This window comes from Sphingobium sp. FW306-1B-F04DB, from assembly GCF_058781925.1.
Map to the genome: position 1 here is coordinate 85,209 of NZ_JBYSXE010000004.1, position 19,465 is coordinate 104,673.

General features: G+C 64.8%; 17 protein-coding genes. 11 read left to right on the forward strand and 6 right to left on the reverse strand.

Annotated elements, in window-relative coordinates; translation table 11 throughout:
• Positions 1–214 precede the first annotated feature (214 nt).
• The gene (locus tag AC3WJD_RS04025; RefSeq protein WP_492744748.1) at positions 215–778 is read left to right on the forward strand and encodes a polysaccharide biosynthesis/export family protein; all 564 of its coding nucleotides are present in this window, start codon (positions 215–217) and stop codon (positions 776–778) included.
• Here the strand turns inward: AC3WJD_RS04025 and AC3WJD_RS04030 are convergent.
• The gene (locus AC3WJD_RS04030; protein ID WP_492744750.1) at positions 775–1,419 is read right to left on the reverse strand and encodes a serine O-acetyltransferase; all 645 of its coding nucleotides are present in this window, start codon (positions 1,417–1,419) and stop codon (positions 775–777) included. The genes AC3WJD_RS04025 and AC3WJD_RS04030 overlap by 4 nt on opposite strands.
• Before the next feature lie 365 nt (positions 1,420–1,784).
• Between AC3WJD_RS04030 and AC3WJD_RS04035 the strand changes: the two genes are divergently transcribed.
• Entirely contained in the window at positions 1,785–3,176 is a 1,392-nt protein-coding gene (locus AC3WJD_RS04035; protein WP_492744752.1) for a sugar transferase, read from the forward strand.
• A 195-nt stretch (positions 3,177–3,371) separates the two neighbouring features.
• Here AC3WJD_RS04035 and AC3WJD_RS04040 read toward each other — a convergent pair whose 3' ends face one another.
• From AC3WJD_RS04040 to AC3WJD_RS04055, 4 genes are read right to left on the reverse strand one after another with little or no spacing between them, the layout of a single operon-like run.
• On the reverse strand, positions 3,372–4,460 hold the full coding sequence (locus AC3WJD_RS04040; protein ID WP_492744754.1) for a glycosyltransferase family 4 protein: 1,089 nt from the start codon (positions 4,458–4,460) through the stop codon (positions 3,372–3,374).
• Positions 4,457–5,470 carry a polysaccharide pyruvyl transferase family protein gene (locus AC3WJD_RS04045; protein ID WP_492744756.1) on the reverse strand — a complete coding sequence of 338 codons (1,014 nt, stop codon included), beginning with the start codon at positions 5,468–5,470 and terminating at the stop codon, positions 4,457–4,459. Before AC3WJD_RS04045 ends, AC3WJD_RS04040 begins: the two co-directional genes overlap by 4 nt.
• Positions 5,467–6,963, reverse strand: a complete 1,497-nt coding sequence (locus AC3WJD_RS04050; RefSeq protein WP_492744758.1) for a lipopolysaccharide biosynthesis protein — start codon at positions 6,961–6,963, stop codon at positions 5,467–5,469. The genes AC3WJD_RS04045 and AC3WJD_RS04050 overlap by 4 nt, the downstream gene beginning before the upstream one ends.
• A gap of 15 nt (positions 6,964–6,978) precedes the next feature.
• Positions 6,979–7,734, reverse strand: coding sequence for a glycosyltransferase family 25 protein (locus AC3WJD_RS04055; RefSeq protein ID WP_492744760.1), 756 nt, complete (start codon positions 7,732–7,734; stop codon positions 6,979–6,981).
• A gap of 52 nt (positions 7,735–7,786) precedes the next feature.
• On the opposite strand from AC3WJD_RS04055, the gene AC3WJD_RS04060 reads away from it, so the two are divergent.
• From AC3WJD_RS04060 to AC3WJD_RS04100, 9 genes are all read left to right on the forward strand, one after another.
• Complete coding sequence (locus tag AC3WJD_RS04060; RefSeq protein ID WP_492744762.1) at positions 7,787–7,969, forward strand: hypothetical protein; 183 nt, start codon at positions 7,787–7,789, stop codon at positions 7,967–7,969.
• Positions 7,966–8,913, forward strand: a complete 948-nt coding sequence (locus AC3WJD_RS04065; protein WP_492744764.1) for a glycosyltransferase family 2 protein — start codon at positions 7,966–7,968, stop codon at positions 8,911–8,913. Before AC3WJD_RS04060 ends, AC3WJD_RS04065 begins: the two co-directional genes overlap by 4 nt.
• A 63-nt stretch (positions 8,914–8,976) precedes the next feature.
• Positions 8,977–11,142 carry a GumC family protein gene (locus AC3WJD_RS04070; protein ID WP_492744766.1) on the forward strand — a complete coding sequence of 722 codons (2,166 nt, stop codon included), beginning with the start codon at positions 8,977–8,979 and terminating at the stop codon, positions 11,140–11,142.
• 25 nt (positions 11,143–11,167) lie between these two features.
• Positions 11,168–12,496: a hypothetical protein gene (locus AC3WJD_RS04075; RefSeq protein WP_492744768.1), complete on the forward strand. Its 1,329-nt coding sequence runs from the start codon at positions 11,168–11,170 to the stop codon at positions 12,494–12,496.
• Positions 12,497–12,560: 64 nt separating this feature from the next.
• Positions 12,561–12,812 carry a hypothetical protein gene (locus tag AC3WJD_RS04080; protein WP_492744769.1) on the forward strand — a complete coding sequence of 84 codons (252 nt, stop codon included), beginning with the start codon at positions 12,561–12,563 and terminating at the stop codon, positions 12,810–12,812.
• Positions 12,813–12,929: 117 nt separating this feature from the next.
• Positions 12,930–14,078: a glycosyltransferase gene (locus AC3WJD_RS04085; RefSeq protein WP_492744771.1), complete on the forward strand. Its 1,149-nt coding sequence runs from the start codon at positions 12,930–12,932 to the stop codon at positions 14,076–14,078.
• A gap of 24 nt (positions 14,079–14,102) precedes the next feature.
• Positions 14,103–15,404 (forward strand): UDP-glucose dehydrogenase family protein, encoded by a 1,302-nt coding sequence (locus AC3WJD_RS04090; protein ID WP_492744773.1) that lies wholly within the window; start codon positions 14,103–14,105, stop codon positions 15,402–15,404.
• A gap of 95 nt (positions 15,405–15,499) precedes the next feature.
• Positions 15,500–16,798 (forward strand): outer membrane beta-barrel protein, encoded by a 1,299-nt coding sequence (locus AC3WJD_RS04095; protein WP_492744775.1) that lies wholly within the window; start codon positions 15,500–15,502, stop codon positions 16,796–16,798.
• 2 nt (positions 16,799–16,800) lie between these two features.
• A complete protein-coding gene (locus AC3WJD_RS04100; RefSeq protein WP_492744777.1) occupies positions 16,801–17,772 on the forward strand; it encodes a hypothetical protein in 972 nt (323 codons plus the stop codon).
• A gap of 20 nt (positions 17,773–17,792) precedes the next feature.
• On the opposite strand, the gene AC3WJD_RS04105 is transcribed toward AC3WJD_RS04100, so the two are convergent.
• Entirely contained in the window at positions 17,793–19,346 is a 1,554-nt protein-coding gene (locus AC3WJD_RS04105) for a M20/M25/M40 family metallo-hydrolase (protein ID WP_492744779.1), read from the reverse strand.
• Between the last annotated feature and the right edge of the window lie 119 nt (positions 19,347–19,465).

A 19,465-nucleotide genomic window follows, 5' to 3' on the forward strand; every position in this document is an offset into this window, starting at 1 on the left:
TGACGGTGCATGGAGCGGGTCGCGCAACCCGTTGCCGCGATGGGCGGCCTCGCGCAAGGGCCAATGGCGAAGCGGCGGCCCTATCGCTCCCAAATCATGCGCTTCATCGCGATCTTTGGCGGTATCGCCACGCCCGATGGAACCCGATCGCCGCCGCGGCATTTTTGCGCCTGCCGGGGGCGCTGCGTCCCCGCGCCCGTTTGAGGAGTGTTTGATGTCGTTGCGTATTCGCGTTCTTGGCTATGGGGCAGCGATCGCCCTTCCCCTGGCGGCCGCCACGGCGCAGCAACCCGCCCCCCCGACCACCGACAAGTCGGTGCCGGCCTACGCGCTGAGCCCGGGTGAGGCGCTCAGGATCACCACCTTTGGCGAGCCGACGCTGACCGGCGAATTCGCGATCGGTGCCGATGGCAGCCTCTCCTTCCCGCTGATCGGTGCGATACCCGCCGCGGGCAGCACCGCGCAGCAGCTCGAAACGGCGATCCAGACCAGGCTTTCCGACGGCTTTCTGGTCAACCCGCGCGTGACCGTTGAGGTGAAGGCCTACAAGCCCGTTTATGTCCTGGGCGAGGTCAACAAGCCCGGCGAATATACCTATGTCCCCGGCATGACCGCGCTCGCCGTCATCGCCAAGGCCGAGGGCTTCACCTATCGCGCGCAGCAGAAGAAGCTCTTCCTCAAGCGCGCGGGCGAAAGCGCCGAGCGCGAACTCAGGCTCAACGGATCGGTGCCCGTAATGCCCGGCGACACGATCCGCATCGCCGAGCGCTACTTCTAGGCCGAGGCCGGGCGAAAGCCCTTGCTGATATCGGGATCGACGCGGCGGTTGATGTAGCCTTCCGAGCCGTTGGTTGAGAGCAGCTTGGCGGGGATCCCGCCGACGACGCCATCGTCGGGCACGTCCTTGGTCACCACCGCATTGGCGCCGACCGCCGACCGGTCGCCCAGATGGATGCGCCCGATCACCTTGCACCCCGCGGCGAGGAAGACCTCGTCGCCCAGTATCGGCGATCCCGCTTTGGGGCCCCGGTTCATCTGCCCGAGCATCGCGCCATGCGTGATATTGCAATTGGCGCCGATCACCGCGTCGCCATTGACCATGATGTTACCGAAACGGTTGATGAAAAAGCCCGGCCCGATCCGCGTATATTCGGGGATCGCAATCCCGTATTTGTAACGGTAGCGCAGCAGCAGCAGCTTGAAGGGCGGATAGAGCGTCCATTTGAGCGGCTTGTGCTGCTTCAGATAGCCGCACAGCCGCATCACCGTCGTATATTTGAATCCGGGCGTGAAAAAATAGTGGCGCAGAAAGGCCTTGGTGCCCGTCCTTCCCGCATAACGATACAGGTCCGAGGCGATCAGCGCACGGATCTGGCGGAAGCGGTTGGGACGTGGTCGTTCAACATTATCGTTGGTCAAGCGGGTCTCCCTTAGCCGCGATGCTGCAGCGCGTCAGGAAATGCTCGTGACGGCTAACAGTTCCTTGAACGAAAATGCAATTTCGGCCCGGGAGAAGTGTCTGATCGCACCGGATGCACATTCTGCCTCTTGCCGGCGGAACCCTTAGGGACAGGCGGGGTTCTCGACGGGTTGCAAATTGGCGAGGGCTGGGGCGGATACGGGAAAAAGGGCGAGTTGAAAGTGATTTGCATCAATTCCTCCCAAAAAGAATTCCGTGCGTCGCGCCGTAGTTGCGTTGCAGCATAAATAGGCAAGTCTTGATCGGGTCTGGGAGAGGATCGGTCATAACCGCCTTAACGGTGTAGTTAGCGTTAGGAGCTGTAATGAACGCCCCAGTCGGCTCGGTACAGGGCAAACCCTTTGTTGCGCCAGCATTGCTGACGCCGGCGCCGTTCACCCTTACGAAAAAATCGCGCAGGATGGGCATTTATGCCTCGATGGTGCTGTTCGATGCGGGTGCGGTGCTGCTCGGCTTCCTTGCCGCCAATCTCTTCATTCTCGACAATCCGCTCGCTTCGCCCGGTCTCAAGCTCGCCGGGCTCGTTCTCCCCGTCTTCACCGGGATCGCGCTCAACAACCGCGCCTATGTGCTCGACGCGCTGACCGACCGCCTGCGCGGCACGATGCGCGCAATCATGTCACTGCTGGCCGCCTCCGCGCTGATCGTGTTCATGCTGTACGGCCTTTCGCTGCTACGCGAGCATCACCCCGCCTTCATCACCACCGCGCTCGGTACGGGCGCGCTGTTGCTCGTCGGCGCGCGCGCGATCTCCGACCGGATCGCGCGGCGCGTGCTCGACGACAATCCGGTGAGCGAACTGACGATCGTCGACGGGGTGCCGCACATCCCGACCCCCGGCCAGGCGACGCTGCGCGCCGAGGAATTCGGTATCCGGCCCGACATCTCCGATCCGTTGATGCTCGACCGGCTGGGCACGCTGCTGCGCAGCGTCGATCGCGTCACCGTCGCCTGCCCGCCCGAGCGCGAGCACGACTGGACGCTGGTGCTGAAAGGCGCCGCGGTGGCGGGCGAGGTTCGCACCGATATCGACGCGCTGCTGCGGGGGAATCTCGGCGCCACGGTCGATCCCGATCATATCCGGCCGCTCAGCATGTTCGACCTGACGCTGAAGCGGCTGCTCGACCTCATGATCGTCATTCCGGCGCTGCTCTTCCTGATGCCGCTGCTTGTGTTCGTCGCGCTCGCAATCCGGTTCGAGAGCCCCGGCCCTGTCCTGTTCGTCCAACAGCGCCTCGGCCACGGCAACCGGTTGTTCCGCATGTACAAGTTCCGTTCGATGCGCGCCGAGCTGACCGACGCAACGGGCAAGACCTCGGCCAGCCGCGACGACGATCGCATCACGCGCGTCGGCCGCTTCATACGCGCGACCAGCATCGACGAACTGCCCCAGCTGTTCAACGTGCTGATCGGCAATATGAGCCTGGTCGGGCCGCGGCCGCACGCGCTGGGATCGACCGCGAGCAGCAAGCTGTTCTGGGACATCGACCGCAATTACTGGCTGCGCCACGCCTGTCTGCCGGGCCTGACGGGGCTCGCCCAGGTGCGCGGCTTTCGCGGCGCGACGCTGCACACCAGCGACCTCGAGAACCGGCTCGCCGCCGACCTCGAATATGTCCGCGACTGGTCGCTATGGCTCGACATCGCGATCCTGGTCCGCACCTTCGGCGTAGTAGTCCACAAGAACGCGTTCTGACACCGCTGGCGGGCGACTAGATACGGCGAACGGCGGCCGATGGGGTGGTGCCGTCCAGATCCTCCCCGGTACGGGGAGGGGAACCACGCGAAGCGTGGTGGAGGGGCTGGCGCGACACCCGCCAATTCAGTGCAGCCCCTCTGTCAGCCCTACGGGCAGCCACCTCCCCGGACCGGGGAGGATTGAACGTCAGCATCACGCCGCAGCGGCGCGATAGATTTCCGAGGTGCTGAGCGCGATCGCATCCCAGTCGAAGCGTTCGCGGAAGCTCGCGGCGTCGACCGCGAAATGGTTCGACGGGCGGGCGAGCGCCGCGGCGAGCGCATCGACATCACCCACCGGGAAATAATGCGCCTCGCCCAGGCCCAGATCGCGGTTGGGCTGGATGTCGCTCAATAGCATCGGCGTTGCGCAGGAGGCAGCCTCGAGTGCGGCGATGGGGAGCCCCTCGTGATAGGAGGGCATCACGAACAGCGCGGCATTTTCATAGAGCACGCGCAGGTTGGCGCGATCCTGGAGCCCCGCGAAGATCACGCGGTCGCTCGCGCGTTCGAGCAGCGCGCGCGAATAGGGGCTGGCATGATCCGCGCCGCCTGCGATCACCAGCTTGCGCCGATCGCCGGCGCGCGCATGCGCGTCGATCAGGTCGTGCAGTCCCTTTTCGGGCACAAGCCGGCCGACCGCGAGCAGATAGTCCTGCGGCGCTACGCCCAGCCGCGCGAGCGTGCCCGTCGCGCCCGAGGGCAATTCGGGGGCGCCATTGGGGATATAGGCGATGCGCTGCGCGGCGGCGGGATATTTGCGGCGCAGCCGCTCGGCCAGCGAGGGTGAGACAGCGATCACGCGGTTCGCCCAGCCCGTCCCCCAGCGTTCGCCGAGCCTCAGCATGATGCGCGCGAACCGCCCCCATTTGGCGCGGTTGTAATCCTCGCCATGATGCGTGACGACGACGCGCAGGCCCAGCAGCCGCGCCATCGGTGCGAGCAGCGCGGGGCCGATCGCGTGGATATGGATCACATCCACACCCGCGCGCCGGGCGGCGAGGATCGCGTTGAAGGTCGAGACGATCGCTTCGAGCGAAACCGACCTGGGTGACGCCACCGCGATCACCTCGACCCCGCGAAAGGCATAACGCGGCTCGGAAACATAGGGCGCGCGCGCGAACACGGTGATCTCGGCATCGGGCGCGATATGCTTCACGCGCGGCAGCATCTCCTCGCAATGCGTCTCGACGCCGCCCATCACGCCGGGGATCCCGCGGAGGCCGGTCACCGCGATCTTCATCGGCCGGTGCGCCGGATCAGTTCGTCGGCGAGCGCGGCGGCCTCGTCCAGCGCCTGCGAGGTGCGCAGCCGCGCGAAGCCGATGGTCCAGGCGTCGATGAAATTGCCGAGCTTGCGATAGCTGTTGTCGAGCGCGACGTGCGGCACGTCGAGCAGCGTCGACATGATGTGCCCGTGCAGACGGTCGGTCACCACCACGCGTCCCGAGGAGAGCATGTCGATGCCGCGGTCGAGCCGCGTGCGCGCCAGCCGTTCATAGGTCTTGACGCGCGCCGTGCGCGGATTGTCGGCCAGCGTCAGCAGCTTCGACGCGGCCAGCGACAAGCGGATCGGCATGCGATCCTCGGCCAGCCAGTCGGCGACCGCGATCGAGCGACCGCCCGAGCGCACCTGCCCCGCCACCGCCTTTTCGAGATCGGTGCGCATCAGGTAGAAGATGTCGTGCGTGGGCGGCCCGCGATCGAGCGCGCCCATGTAGAAGGCCATGTCGGGCGCGAGCAGCACCTCGCACTGGAAATGCCGGCGCGCGAGTTCGAGCGAAGGGACGTCGCGCACCATCAGCGTGAAGCGGCCATGCGCCTCGATCGCGCGCGCGGTTTCCTCGATCGACTCCTCGGACGCGAAGTGGATCGATTGCGGCAGCTGGACGACCGGGTTGTCGGGAAAGCGCCGCATGATCTCTATCCGGAAATCCTGGTGCGCCTTCCAGATCGTGCCAAAATTACCGCCACCGTGCAGGAAGATCGTGCCCCCCCCGATCGCCTCCGCCATCTCGTCGGACGCGTGGTTCTTGAGCGTGCTGGCATAGGCGGGCTGGCGGCCATGTTTCCCGAAAAAGGCGGTTTCACCCAGCCAGATCGCCGAATCCCCGACATTGCTGTGGTCGGGATAGTCGATCAGCGCAAAGGGCCGCTCGTCGAGCAGCGGCAGCAGCTGCGCATCGATGCTGCGCTTCAGGTCGGCGATCAGCGCGTCGCGCGTTGCGGGCCGGGCGGTCAGCGTTTGGGTCATGGTTGGACGAGCCTTTTTCGGGTGAGCAGCTTCATGGCGAGCTGGCGGTGGAAGGGAGACAGCAGCGCAAGCGCGCCGAGATAGAAGAGCCCGCCGAGCGGCACCGCTGCGGCGATCGCGATCCAGCCGTGCGTCTGCACCATGGCGAGCCCGCCCCAGAGCAGCACGCCCATCGCGCTCGATGCGATGAAGGGCGCACGCACCGCGGCGACGGTATCGCGCAGCCGGATCGGCGTGGACTGCGTCAGGAAGCGGATCTGGAGCGGCAGCGTCAGATAGGACCGCACGACATAGGCGATGGCGACCGCCATCAGGCCGAAGGGGAGCGCAAGCCATGTCAGCAGGATCGTCGCGAGCAGCTGGACCACCGCGAGCGTGCGCTGGCGGCGGCTGTTGCCCATCGCGGTCAGCAGCGGCGAGGCAAAATAGTTGAGTGTATAGGGCACCGCGATCACCGCGAAGACCTGCGCCAGATGGCCCGCCTGCGCCCATTTCGCGCCGAACACGAGCGGCACGACCTCGGGCGCGAGGACGCCGAAGCCGACCAGCGCGGGGAAGGAGATCGCCGAACAGATGCCGAGCATCGAGCGATAGGCCTGGCGCAGCCCGTCGGCATCGTGCTGCAACTGCGAATAGGTCTGCAACCCGACCGAGGCGAAGGGCTGGATCGCGCCATTGGCGAAGATCTCGTTGGAACGCCAGGCAATGCGATAGGTGCCCACCGCCGCCGCGCCGAGATTGGCGCCGATCAGCAGGTCCTGCACGCGCACCATCATCAGGAAGATGAGCTGCGCGATCGTCAGATTGCCGCCAAAACCAAGATTGTGCTTCGCCTGTTTCCAGCTGAAGGCACGGCCGGGCATCCAGCGATAGGATGCCCAGGCGAGCACGGTGCTGATCGTCTCGGTCAGCGCGCGCTGGATCACGAGCGCCCATATCCCCGCCCCGGCAAAGGCCGCCGCGACCGCAGCACCGCCACCGATCAGCCCCGCGAAAAGCGACCTCAATGCGATCGTCTTGTGCCCGAATTCGCGCAGGCGCAGCGCCATGTGCGTTCCGCCCAGCGCGTTGATCGGCAGGACGAAGGCCAGCGCGCGCAGTGGATCGACAAGGCCGGGCTGTTCGATCCAGCCCGCGATCCAGGGCGCCGCGATCCAGACGAGCGCGACATAGACAATCGCGATCGCCATGTTGCTCCAGAAGATCGTGTCCTTGAGTTTTGCGTCCACCGCCTGTGCGCGCGCGATGATCTGCATCAGCCCGCCCGTCGCAATGATCCGGCCGACCTCCGCAAAGACATAGGCCATGGCGAAGATGCCGACAGCTTCCTTGCTGAGCAGCCGGGCGAGCATCACGAAAACGAGGAAGGAAAAGATCTGGTCGCTCACCTGTCGCGCGATCGTCCAGCCGATCGAGCTTGAGGTCTTCTTGCGCAGTTCGGCACCGAAGCCGCGCGCGGTCTCGACACCGATCTGGGGGTCGCGTTCAGCCATTTTTGCCTACGTCCCTCAGCGCTGGAAGCGAAAGCGGCGGCGGCCAAACAGCTGATAGCCCGCACGCTCGCGCGTCCGCGCGACGAAGCGCTGCAGCTTCAGCCGCCGCGGCACCGGGAAGCCCTCGAAGCGCTGCAGGCCGATGCCGCTCTCCACCTTGCGCTCCATCAGCGGAAAGGGAAACACCGCGAGATTAGGTACGCCATGCACCCAGCTGCGATCCATCTCGTCGTCGATTGGTCGGCGCACCGTCGCGCAATGTGCGGCGAGCCGTGCCGCCCCTGCCTTCGTCACCAGATAACCCTGCGTACCGAAGCAATAGCCCGACACCTCGGTCAGCCAGGTCGCGCGGCAGATGAAGTCCTTCTGCATCACGCGGCTGGGCGCGGGCTTCTTGTAATAGAGCCGGATATAGTCATGTCCCGCAGCGCGATGATCGGCTGCGGCAAAGCGCGCCAGATAATCCCAGTCGACGATCACATCGTCCTCGAGGACGATATATTGATCGGCGCCATCGTCGCCGAGCAGCTGCTGCCAGAGCGCGTAATGGCTCGAATAGCAACCGATCTCGCCTTTCCTGAGCGGTCGCCCCTTGGCGACGATCGCTTCGTCCTCCAGATAGGAGAGCCCGGGATGCAGCCGGTCCCACGCATCAAAGAACTGCCATTCCACGCCCGCGCCGGCGGCGCCCGCGGCAAACACGCGCCTGCGTTCGGCGGCATCGGCCATGCTGACGACGAGGATCCGCGTGCGAACGGGTCGGGGCGTCATTCATTATCCTTCTACGCTTTTTACACATCGCCCCCTGGCGCTGTACGAAGCGATGAAACTCAATCCGCGTCAGGTCGTTCCACAGGACGGACAGGCGGCTTCATGCTGCGTTGCACACAAAATAGGCAAGGCCGTATTAAATCGCGGAAAAGCGACTGTTTCCGAACGAAAATTTCAACTCGTCGGCGATTTCCAACGGATCGCCTTCGCCATTGCAAAAAATGGGGTAAAATGACCGAACCGCGCTTCTCCGTAATCATCCCGGTCCACAACAAGGCGCGTCATGTCGCCGACAGCGTCGCCAGCGCGCTCACCCAGACGCGCTCCCCGCACGAGGTGATCCTGATCGACGATGCCTCTACCGACGGCAGCGCGGAGATCATCGCCGCAATCCGCGATCCACGCGTACGGCTTCTTTCGCGCGATACGCCGGGACCGGGTGGCTATGCGGCACGCAACCTCGGGATCGAGGAGGCCAGGGGTGACTGGATCGCCTTTCTCGACGCCGACGATATCTGGGCGCCGACGCATCTCGCCGATATCGCCGCGGCGATCGCGCAATTGCCCGAGGTGGGCTGTGTGTCGACGCGCTACGAGCATGTCTATGCGGATCGCCGCGAACCCTCCAACATGCCCGCGCTGCTCGCGGCCTCGGAAGGGCGCAGCGCGTCGCTCGCCGACTTCATCCGGCTCTGGCTCGACACGCGCGACTGCCCGATCTGGACCGGCGCATCGGCCTTTCGCCGCGACGTGCTGATGCGCGCCGGGCTGTTTCCCGCGGGCAAGGGTGTGCGCGGCGGCGACAAGGACCTCTGGTTGCGCGCGGTGGCGATCGCGCCCTTCACCTATGTTGCGCGCCCATCCGCCGAGTTCCACCGCGACTCTGACAACAAGGTGAGCAAAAAGACGAATCCTGATACTCTGCCGATCGTGGTCGAGACCGCGCGCGCGATGATGCGTGGGGCAAATGCGGCGGAACGCGCCTTGCTGCGCCGTCTCATAAACCAGCAAATCGGCCTGTATGCACGCTTTTCGTTCAAGGGAGACCGGATACCACCAACTTTTGCACGGAACCTTTACCTGCCCGAGGGTGTTGGGCTGTACCTCTTGATCGAGGGACTGCGGCTGATGCCGACGCGACTGCGTCACGGCATCTACCGCTCGGTGAAAAGGGTCTGATAGCTTGGTGTTCTCACGCGTTTTCCGCATTGTTTCCTCGCGCACGCAGTTGGGAGCTCAGCAATGAACCGTCTCGTTCCCGTCCCCAGCGAAGGCCGGATCGTTCCCGTACGCGACGATAGCGGGGAGCTGCTCGACCTGCGCGCGATGGGTCGCGCGATACGCAAGCAGATCATACCGATCGCGATCGTCACGCTGATATCGTTCGCGCTTACCGCTTTGCTCTATATCATCTCCGACCCGCGCTATGTCGCGACCGCGACGATGGTCGTCGAGCGTCAATCGCAGGAACTGATCCCGACGGGCAACGCTGCCGAGCCGCTCGCGACCGACTCCCCTTCGGTCGATACCGCGGTGCAGGTGTTGCAATCGCCTGCGATCGCGGGGCGCGTGGTGGATGCGCTGAAGCTCACGCAGAACGAGGAATTCAATCCCGACGGCCAGCCCGCGCAGACGGTCGCGACGCGCGATCGCGCGATCCGCATCCTCAATTCGCAGCTGGAGGTGAAGCGCGAGGGGGTCTCCTATGCGATCGCCGTTACCTATGCTTCCAGCGATCCCCGGATGGCCGCCAATGTCGCGAATGCCGTCATCGACCAATACATCCAGGCCAATCTCGACGAGGAATCGGGGGCATCAAAGCGCGCCGCGACGCTGCTCGCCTCGCGGCTCGAGCAGCTGCGCGGGCAGGTTCTCGGCGCTGAGGCCGCGGTCGCCCAGTATCGCGCATCGAACGGCCTGTTCGCCGCGTCGGATGTCAGCTCGGTGACGCAGCAGGAACTTTCGACGCTTAACACGCAGCTTTCAGAGGCGCGCGCGCAACAGGCGGCCGCGCAGGCGCGGCTCAACACCGCGCAGTCACAGATCGCGCGTGGCGGCGGCGGAGACACGTTGGGCGAGGCGCTCAACTCGCAGGTCGTGTCGGCCCTGCGCGCCCAGCGCGCGCAGATCAGCACCGAAGTCGCCAATCTTTCGACCAAATACGGCCCCAGACACCCCGACCTGATCAAGGCGCAAAGCCAGCTCAAGGATATCGACAACCAGATCCAGGGCGAGGTTGACCGCGTCGTCGCGAGCCTCACCACCGAAGCGCGCGTGGCGAGCCAGCGCACCTCGTCGATCGCGGGTTCGATCGGCGGTGTCGAGGGGCGGCTCGCATCCGATACCAGGGCTGCGGTCCGGCTGAGCGAGCTCGAACGCAATGCCGAATCCGCACGTGTGCTCTATCGCGCCTTCCTCGACCGCTACAAGGAAGCGGTGGCGCGCCAGGGCACCGAGACCAGCGGAGCGCAGCAGGTCTCGCGCGCGCAGGTGCCCGTGATACCGATGTCGCCCAACCCGCTTATCTTCCTCGGCATCGCCGTGGTCGGCGCGATCGCGGGCTCAATCGCGATCACGCTCCTCATGCAGTACTTCGAAAGCGGGCTGCGCACCGCCGACGCGGTCGAAAAGCGGCTCGAGGTGCCCGCGCTCGGCTCGATTCCCGAACTGGATACGCTCCCCGAGGCGCGCAAGCTGCGCGGTGCCACGCGCTGGCCGCCGCAGTTCGTGCTTGACCATCCGCGATCGGCCTTTGCCGAGGCGTTCCGCGCACTCAAGACTTCGCTGCTCTTCGCCCCCGCCGCGCGCGAGGTGAAGATCGTCGCAATCACTTCGGCACTCCCCGGCGAAGGCAAGACCAGCGCCGCGATCTGCCTTGCGCGCACGGCCGCGCTTTCGGGCTCGCGCACGGTGCTGGTCGATTGTGACTCCCGCCGCCGCGCCACATCCAAGCTGATGTCGGATGCGATCCCCGCGGGCCTTGCCGATGTCGTCGAAGGCCGCGCGTCGCTCGACGAGGCGCTGATCCGCGACGAGGCCTCGGGTGCCTGGTGCATCGCGCAGCGCCCCGGCAGCGAGGTGCCGTTCGACATGCTTGGCTCGGATGCGATGCGCCGCGTGCTCGAGGAGCTTCGCCACCGCTTCGACTTTGTCGTGCTCGATACCGCGCCGGTGCTGCCCGTCGCCGAAGGCCGCGTGCTTTCGTCGCTCGCCGATACGGTGCTGATGCTCGTTCAGTGGCGCAAGACGCCCGCCAAGGCGGCCGAGATCGCGCTCAAGAATCTCGAGGCGGTCGGGGCGCACGTCGCGGGCGTCGCACTCAGTCGCGTCGATGTTCGCGAGCAGGCGCGCTCAGGCTTCGGTGATGCTGGCCTCTATTTCGGGCAGTACAAGGAATATTATTCCTGAGGTGCTCGATAAAGGCTGACGGTTGATGGGTGGCGCTCCCTCCTTCCCCGTTCCGATCCTGCTCGCCGTCACCGCGCTGCTCGGCGCCGCGCTGCTCGCGGCGCTGCGCCGCGTCGACGGGCGCGCCGCGCGCTTCGTGATCGCCGCCGTCTGGGCGCGCTATATCCTCAGCGTCTTCCACACGATCACCTATGACCCGATCGTAGCGGGACTGAGCGGCAACGCGATCGGATCGATCGCGATCACCGCTGCCGGGTTTCTCGTGATCCAGCCACGCCACCTGATGCTCAGGGCACTGATGCCCGTCTATGCGATCATCATACTGGTGCTGGTCAGTGCGTCGCTCAATGCCGGTCCACACACCGCGATCGATACCGTCGTCAAATATGGTTATTTCATCGTCGTGATGGTCGCCATCTATGAGGCGCTGCGGGTGAACGGGCCAGAGCGCTTCTTCACGCCTTTCCTGTGGGCCTTTGCCCCTTTGCTCGTCTTCCAGCTGCTCTCGATCGCGACGGGCACGGTGAAGGCATCCGAACTCGACGGGTCGGTCAGCTATATCGGCGGCTATAATCACGAGGCCGCCTTTTCGGTCGCGCTCGCCAGTTTCTTCGTTGTCGCCTGCTTCACCGACACGCTGCGCAAGCCGATCAAGTTCGCGCTGCTTGCGGTCCTGATCGTCGGCATCGCGCTGGCCAATTACCGCACGACGATCCTGGCGCTGTTGCCGCTCGCAGCGCTGCAGGCCGTCAGCGGTACCGTGCTGTCCTTCCGCCGCGATCAGCGGATCCTGCTGTTTCTCGCGATGTTCGTGGTGGCGTTTGTCGCGATCGCGCTGCTGGCGCTGCAGGCGTCGGACCGCTTCGGCGATCTCGCGCTGTTCCTCACCGAGCCCGGCCAGTTCATCAAGCCGCAGCACGAATTCTCGTTCGAGGAACGCCGGCTGCTCTCGGGGCGCGCCTATATCTGGTCAGGCTATATCTACACCTGGCTCGACGCCTCGACGCTGCGCCACATCTTCGGCTTCGGTCCGGACAGCTGGGAGGGCTTCTTCAAGGTCTATCCGCATAATACCCTCGTCGCCTTCCTGTTCGAACTGGGCGTGATGGGACTCGCCACCTTGCTGTTCTTCTGGACGGTGATGCTGGGCACAGCGCTGCGATCGCGCGGCGCGGTGCGCTACGACCTTCTCTTCGCGCATTTCTCGTTCATTCTCATGAACCTGGCCACCATGGCCCTGTGGCAGATCGAGGGCATAATTCTCTATGCCATTATCTGCGGCTATTCGCTATTCTGTGCGGTGGAGGCGGGGGCCCCCAGCACGAAAGTCGGGAGCAAACGCGTCAGCGTCTAGAATTTTAAGCATCGGGAAACCGTCGGTGGACAATAAGCAGCTCGAAGCCCAACGGAGTCCCGACATGAACGCCCCCGGTGCCGTCCGCATGGACGCCTCCCCGATTACCATCGTTACGGCCAGCGCCCGCACAGCGCACGCGGCCGAACCTACTCCCGCCGCAGAGGTGTTCGAAGCGCTTTCGCGCGAAGGGTTCAGGAGCATGGATACCGCCGAACGCGTACGCGCGCTGCCACGCAAGAGCTGGACGATCGTTGCCGCTGGGCTCCTCGCCTGGGCGGTCATTGCGATCCCGGCCTGGCTGATTTTCGGCTGATCCCCCAAAGCGTGCGGATGGCCGCATAACCGCGCGTTTGCGCGGCTGTTGTGCTTTGCAGCATCGGGCTGATCGTCCATTGGGGGCGCCAGTGAATCAGCCCGGAAATCAACCGTTTTGCGCCGCAAGATCCTCTTCATCATCAACTCGCTGACGGGCGGTGGCGCCGAACGCGTGATGGCGACCCTGCTGCGCCATTCGGAGGACTGGCGCGAGCGGTTCGAGATCGAGCTCGCGCTGCTCGACGAGGAAGCGCAGGCCTATGCCCTGCCCGACTGGGTGACGGTGCATAGACTCGACTGCAGCTTCAGTCTCGTGCGGAGCGCAATACGGCTGCGCGCGCTGGCAAGCCGCATCCGCCCCGATGCGACGCTGAGCTTTCTGACGCGCGCAAACCTCGCCAATGGCTACGCGATGCGCGGACGCGGCAAACCCTGGATCATCAGTGAACGCGTCAACACGAGCGCGCATTTCGGGGGGGGCGCCGCGGGCAAGCTCAGCCGCCGGCTCGTCCGGTTCACCTATCCTCGCGCCAGCGCGGTGATCGCGGTGTCGCACGGCGTCGCCAACGATCTGATCCGCAATTTCGATGTTCCCGCCGCGCGCATCACCGCGATCGCCAACCCCGTCGATGTCGATTTCATCGCACGCCGCGCCGCGGAACCCGCATCGCTCGCGATCGATGGTCCCTATGTCGCTGCGATGGGGCGGCTGGTCGAGAACAAGAATTTTGCGTTGCTCATCGACGCTTTTGCCGCATCGGGTATTCCCGGCAAGCTCGTCATCGGTGGCGAAGGCCCCTTGCGCCCGGCCCTTGAAGCGCAGATCGAGCGGCTCGGGCTCAGGGACCGCGTGATCCTTGCCGGTTTCCTCCAAAACCCCTTTCCGCTCGTCGCGGGCGCGCGCTATTTCGTGCTACCCTCAAATGCCGAAGGGTTCCCCAACGGGCTAGTCGAGGCGATGTCGACGGGCGTCGCGGTGATCTCGACCAACTGTCTTTCGGGCCCTTCGGAGATACTCGCAGAAGCATCACCCGAAGACATATCTGGCGTAACGCACGCAAAACATGGCATTTTGACGCCATGCAACGATCCGATGGCGATGGCGCAGGCTTTGCGCGATCTTCAGGACGAGGCTTTGCGCGATCGCTATGCGACGCTGGCCTACGCACGCACGCGCGACTTTACGCCCGACAGCGCCGCCCGGCGCTATTGGCGCGTGATCGAGCAGGCGCTAGATGGACCCCGAGCGGGATCTGCCAATTAAATCCACAGCAACTTTGGAGATTTCATGCGTATCACGATGATCGGTTCCGGCTATGTCGGCCTCGTTTCGGGTGCCTGCTTTGCCGATTTCGGACACGACGTGATCTGCGTCGACAAGGACCAGAAAAAGATCGACGCGCTGCACGACAACCGCATGCCGATCTACGAGCCCGGGCTCGACGCGCTGGTCGCGTCGAACGTCAAGGGCGGGCGGCTGTCCTTCACGACCGACCTGACCGAAGCGGTCGCCGACGCCGATGTCGTGTTCATCGCGGTGGGAACGCCCTCACGACGCGGTGATGGCCATGCCGACCTCAGCTATGTTCACGCCGCCGCCGCCGAAATCGCGAAGGCGATCAAGGGCTATACCGTCATCGTCACCAAATCGACCGTGCCCGTCGGCACCGGCGACGATGTCGAGCGCATCATCCGGGAAACCAATCCGCAAGCCGATTTCGCGGTCGTCTCCAACCCTGAATTCCTGCGCGAAGGCGCGGCGATCGGCGACTTCAAGCGTCCCGACCGGATCGTCGTCGGCACCGAGGATCCGCGCGCGGAAGGCGTGATGCGCGAGGTCTATCGCCCGCTCTTCATCAACAAGTCGCCGATCCTGTTCATGAGCCGGCGCACCGCCGAGCTCACCAAATACGCAGCCAACGCCTTCCTCGCGACCAAGATCACCTTCATCAACGAGATCGCTGACCTCTGCGAAAAGGTCGGCGCCGACGTACAGGGCGTTTCGCGCGGCATCGGGCTCGACAACCGCATTGGCGCGAAGTTCCTTCATGCGGGCCCCGGTTATGGCGGTTCGTGCTTTCCCAAGGATACGTTGGCGCTGCTGAAGACCGCGCAGGATTCGGGGGTGGCGCAGCGCATCGTCGAATCGGTCGTCGCGGTCAACGACACGCGCAAGCGCGCGATGGGCCGCAAGGTGATTGACGCGCTGGGCGGCGAGGTCCGCAAGAAGACGATCGCGGTGCTCGGCCTGACCTTCAAACCCAATACCGACGACATGCGTGACAGCCCCGCGATCGACGTGATCCGCGTGCTGCAGGACAATGGTGCAATCATCCGCGCGACCGACCCGGAAGGCGAGGAGCAGGCCAGGCTGGTGCTCGAAAATGTGGAATATTGCAGCGGCGCCTATGACGCGATGGAAGGCGCCGACGCGGCGGTGATCGTCACCGAATGGGATGCCTATCGTGCGCTTGACTTTGCGCGGGCCAAGTCGATCATGAAGTCACCTGTCCTCGTCGACCTGCGCAACATCTATCCGCGGGATCAAGTTGAAAACGCAGGATTTTCCTACACGGCGGTCGGCCGCTGAAACTGGAGCGCGCGGTTCATCCCGTCCGATGAACCGCGCGTCCTGCGGATTGTTGCTGCGACGCAACCAAACCACGTTTCGGGCACTGACCCGTCATGTTTGTGTTGCGTTTGCATCCGGCCCTCGGGGTCGCCTTCATCCTCGGAACCGCGCTTCCCGCCTCGGCCCAGCAGGCCGATGTGCTGGAGGATTTCCGGAACGATACCCTCCAGTTCAGGCGTGAGGGGGCGATCGCGGTGCGCGACCGGTCCCAGCCGCTGTACGATCCGGTCCCCTATCGGGTGGATGGCGTGGAGGTTATGCCCCGGGTGAGCGCCGATGCCACCTATGACAGCAACATCTTCGCTACGCCCGAGGCGACCGACGATCTGATATTGCGCGTCCGTCCACGGATCAGCGCATCCGCGCTGCTCGGCAGCTTATCGCTGGACAGCGCGGTCGAGATCGACCGACGGCAATATCTGTCCCACGGCAGCCAGAGCACGACCGATGTCACCTTTGGCCTCGGAGGGCGCTATGATATCAGCCGTGACACACAGATCTATGCGGGCACGCGCAATGGCCGCCGCACCGAGGATCGCGCCGATCCCGCATCCCCGCTCAACCTCAGCGAACCCGTCCAATATGACTATGTGTCAGGCTATCTGGGTGCGGCGCGCAGCTTCAACCGGCTCCGCATTGCGGGGCGTGTCGGTGTGGAAGATCGCGACTATCAGGACGGCCGCGACGGCTTCGACACGCCCGTCGACCAGGATTTCCGCAACCGCACGCTGCTGACGGGAGATGTTGCGACCGAATTTGCCTTCAGTCCCGACACCTCTGCCTTCGTCAGCCTGTCGCTCAACCAGCGCGACTATGCCGCGCAGCCCCCGCTCGAACCCTCGCGCGATTCAAAAGGCTATCGCATTACCGCGGGCGCCAATTTCGAGTTGAGCAAGCTGCTGCGCGGCGAGATCGGTCTCGGCTATTTCCGGCAGGATTTCACGAGCGCCGCCTATAACACGGTCAAGGGCCTCGCGGCGCGCGCAAAGCTCGAATATTTCATGACGCCGCTGGTCACCTGGACGCTCAACGCCAATCGCGGCGTCGAGGAAGCCGCGACGATCGGTACCGGCGCCTATGTCGCGACCGCGGTCTCGCTTCAGGGCGACTACGAACTGTTCCGCAATCTCATCGTCAGCGCAGGCGCGAGCTACGAGCATGATGATTTCCAGGACATCGACCGGCGCTATGACGTCTTGGGTACAACGCTCGCCGCCGACTACAGGCTGGCACCGCGCTATGCGCTGCGCATGCAATATGACTTCCGCGACCAGGAAGCGGCTGGTAGCTTTCCCGGGCGCCAATTCACACGGCACCGGCTGATGGCCGGCATCACCGTTCAAGGAATGTGACGATGGGCGAGATCGAATTCACGCGCAGGATGATTCTGACGACCGCGGCGATGCTGCCGCTGGCGGGGTTCGCGCCGCCGGGAAGCGACCGACCCGCCGGGAAGCGCGCGCGATCGGGGCAGCGAATCAGCGGCGCCCGCTTCACCAATCTTGGCAATGGCGCAATCGTCATCGACCAGCCCGTCAACGGGCTTATCGTCGAAGATGTGAAGGCCGAGCATCTCTACCGCTTCCTCGAAAACACCGCGGCCAAAGGCGCCCCGCCCGCACCTCTCAGCCGCTTCGTGCTTCGCAGGATCACCGCACGCGACCTCGAGCGCGGGATGACGCGGATCCGGCACGGATCGCATGATGGGCTGATCGAGGACGTTGCCGCCTATGGCGGCTCCAACGGCGCTAATTACAGCGTCGGCTTTGCGCTCGACGACGAGGCGCACGACATCATCTATCGCCGCGTCCAGGCGATCGGCTTTGTCGAGAGCGCGCGGCCGCGCGACAAATACTGGAATGGCGACGGCTTTACCGACGAGCGCGGCAATCGCGCGATCCGCTATCTCGACTGCGTTGCGAGCGGGTGCAGCGATGGCGGCTTTGATCTCAAATCGAGCGACGTGCTCATGATCGGCTGCACGTCGCGCGACAACAAGCGCAACTTTCGACTGTGGGGCAATGGCCGACTGGAACGCTGCCGGAGCGAGAATCCCAGATGGCGCGGCGGCGTCGGCGGCCCTGCGCATTTCTCGTTCCACGGGCCCGAGGCGCGCTATGTGATCGACAGCCCCGTGGTGCGCGCCGACCCATCCAACAAGGCGCCGGTCTTCCTGTTTGACACCAAGGCACCGGCAGTATTGGAGATCCGCAATGCCGATATCGACGCGCCCGGGGCGCCGCTGATGATCGCGGGCGGCAAGCAGATCCCCAAGATCAAATGGGTCCCCGAACGCTCGGCGCAGAAGATCCGGACGGCGAAATAGCCAGCTTTACGCCACGGGCATCACACGCGGATCGCCGCCTGGTTGGCGATTTCGTAGAGCAGCTCGACATAGGCCTTGCTGGCCTCCGCCATCCCCATGATCTTGGGGTTGGCGCTCTTGATCAGGAAATATTCGTCGGGACCATGTGCGCCGCTGCCATGCCCCATGCCCCATTGCGCGGCGGGCAGGTTGAGCGGCGGTCCCGAGAACATCACGCCGGGCCAGGAGCCGGCACTGCGCGGGATGATCGTGTAGGGGACCCCCAGCCTTTCCATCACCGCCTTTTCAGCGCGGACGAGCGCGCTGTCCTCCTGGGTGCTGGTCGGGCCATAGCCGCCCGTCACCTTGACCTCGAGATCCTCAAAGCCATGCTTCTTCAGATGCGCGTTGAATTTGGCAATCGCTTCTTCCTTGGTCATTGCAGGCGTCAGGCGAAATTCCATCTTCGCCACCGCGCGATGCGGCAGGATCGTCTTGCCGCCGGGGCCGGTATAGCCTGCGACGAGACCCTGGATGTTGATCGTGGGTTGCGAGGCGAGACGTTCGAGCGCCTGCTGCCAGGGTTCGTCGTTGATCCACCGGCTGACCCCGAGTTGCTTCTTCACCTCGGCCTCGCTGGTCCGCTTCGCGGTTTCGGCGATCAGCGCCTTCTCGCGCGGGGACAGCGGCTGGACATTGTCGTACCAGCCCTCGACCGCGATCGTATGGCCATCGGGCTTCATCAGCGTGTCGAGCGCCTGCACCAGCCGCCATGCGGGGCTGTCGACGCGCGCGAAGTTGCTCGAGTGGATGTCCTTGGTCGGGCCCCGGCCCCAGCGTTCGCCGCTCGAGATCAGCTCGAGCTCGACTGCCCCCTTCGCGCCGAGCGAGATCGTGCTGTTCCCCTCGAGGGACTGGGTGGCAGAGGGGATGAACACCCCCACGCAGCGCTTGAGCGTCGGCAGCACCTCGGGATGGCTGATCGCTTTCGAGAAGTTGGGAGAGGCGATTTCCTCCTCGCCCTCGGCGATCAGGGCGATGTTGACCGGCAGCTTCTTGCCGCTTTCCCTGAAGGCGCGGACGGCGGAGAGGAATGCCATTTCGGGCCCCTTCTGGTTCACCGCGCCGCGGCCGACCATCACCTGCCCGAGCCCGGGCCGGTCGACGAGCCGCGCCTCAAGCGGCGGCGAGGACCATTCGGCTGGATCGAACTGCTTGACGTCATACATGAAATAGACGCCCACCCAATGTTTCGCGCCGGCGTCGAGCGTCGCGAAAACCGAAGGCACCCCGCCGGTGGGAATGGCTTTGGCCGTCTGGAAGCCGGCATCGCGGGCGAGCGCGATCATGTGCGCCACGCCTTCGTCGATGTTGCGCTGTTCGGCTGCGATCGAAGGGAGTTTGATCCAGTCGGCGAGCCGCTGCACCGATGCCGCCTGGCCAGCGTCGATCGCGCCCAGCACAGCCGCGCTATCGGCATTGGCGGGGGCCGCCTGCGCCAGCCCGGGCGTGAACAGCGCGACCGCCGCGCCACCGGCCTTCATCATTGTGCGCCGATCGATCGAATCCTTCGTGTCACGCCCCTGATCCGCCACTGGAGTCCTCCCTTTGTCGTTCGCCTTCAGCATATTATGCTGACAGGTTAACGGGGTGGGCGAGGGCTGAACAGGGGGTGCGCACCGACGCGCGCCTGCGGGACGCGCTTCGCACATCG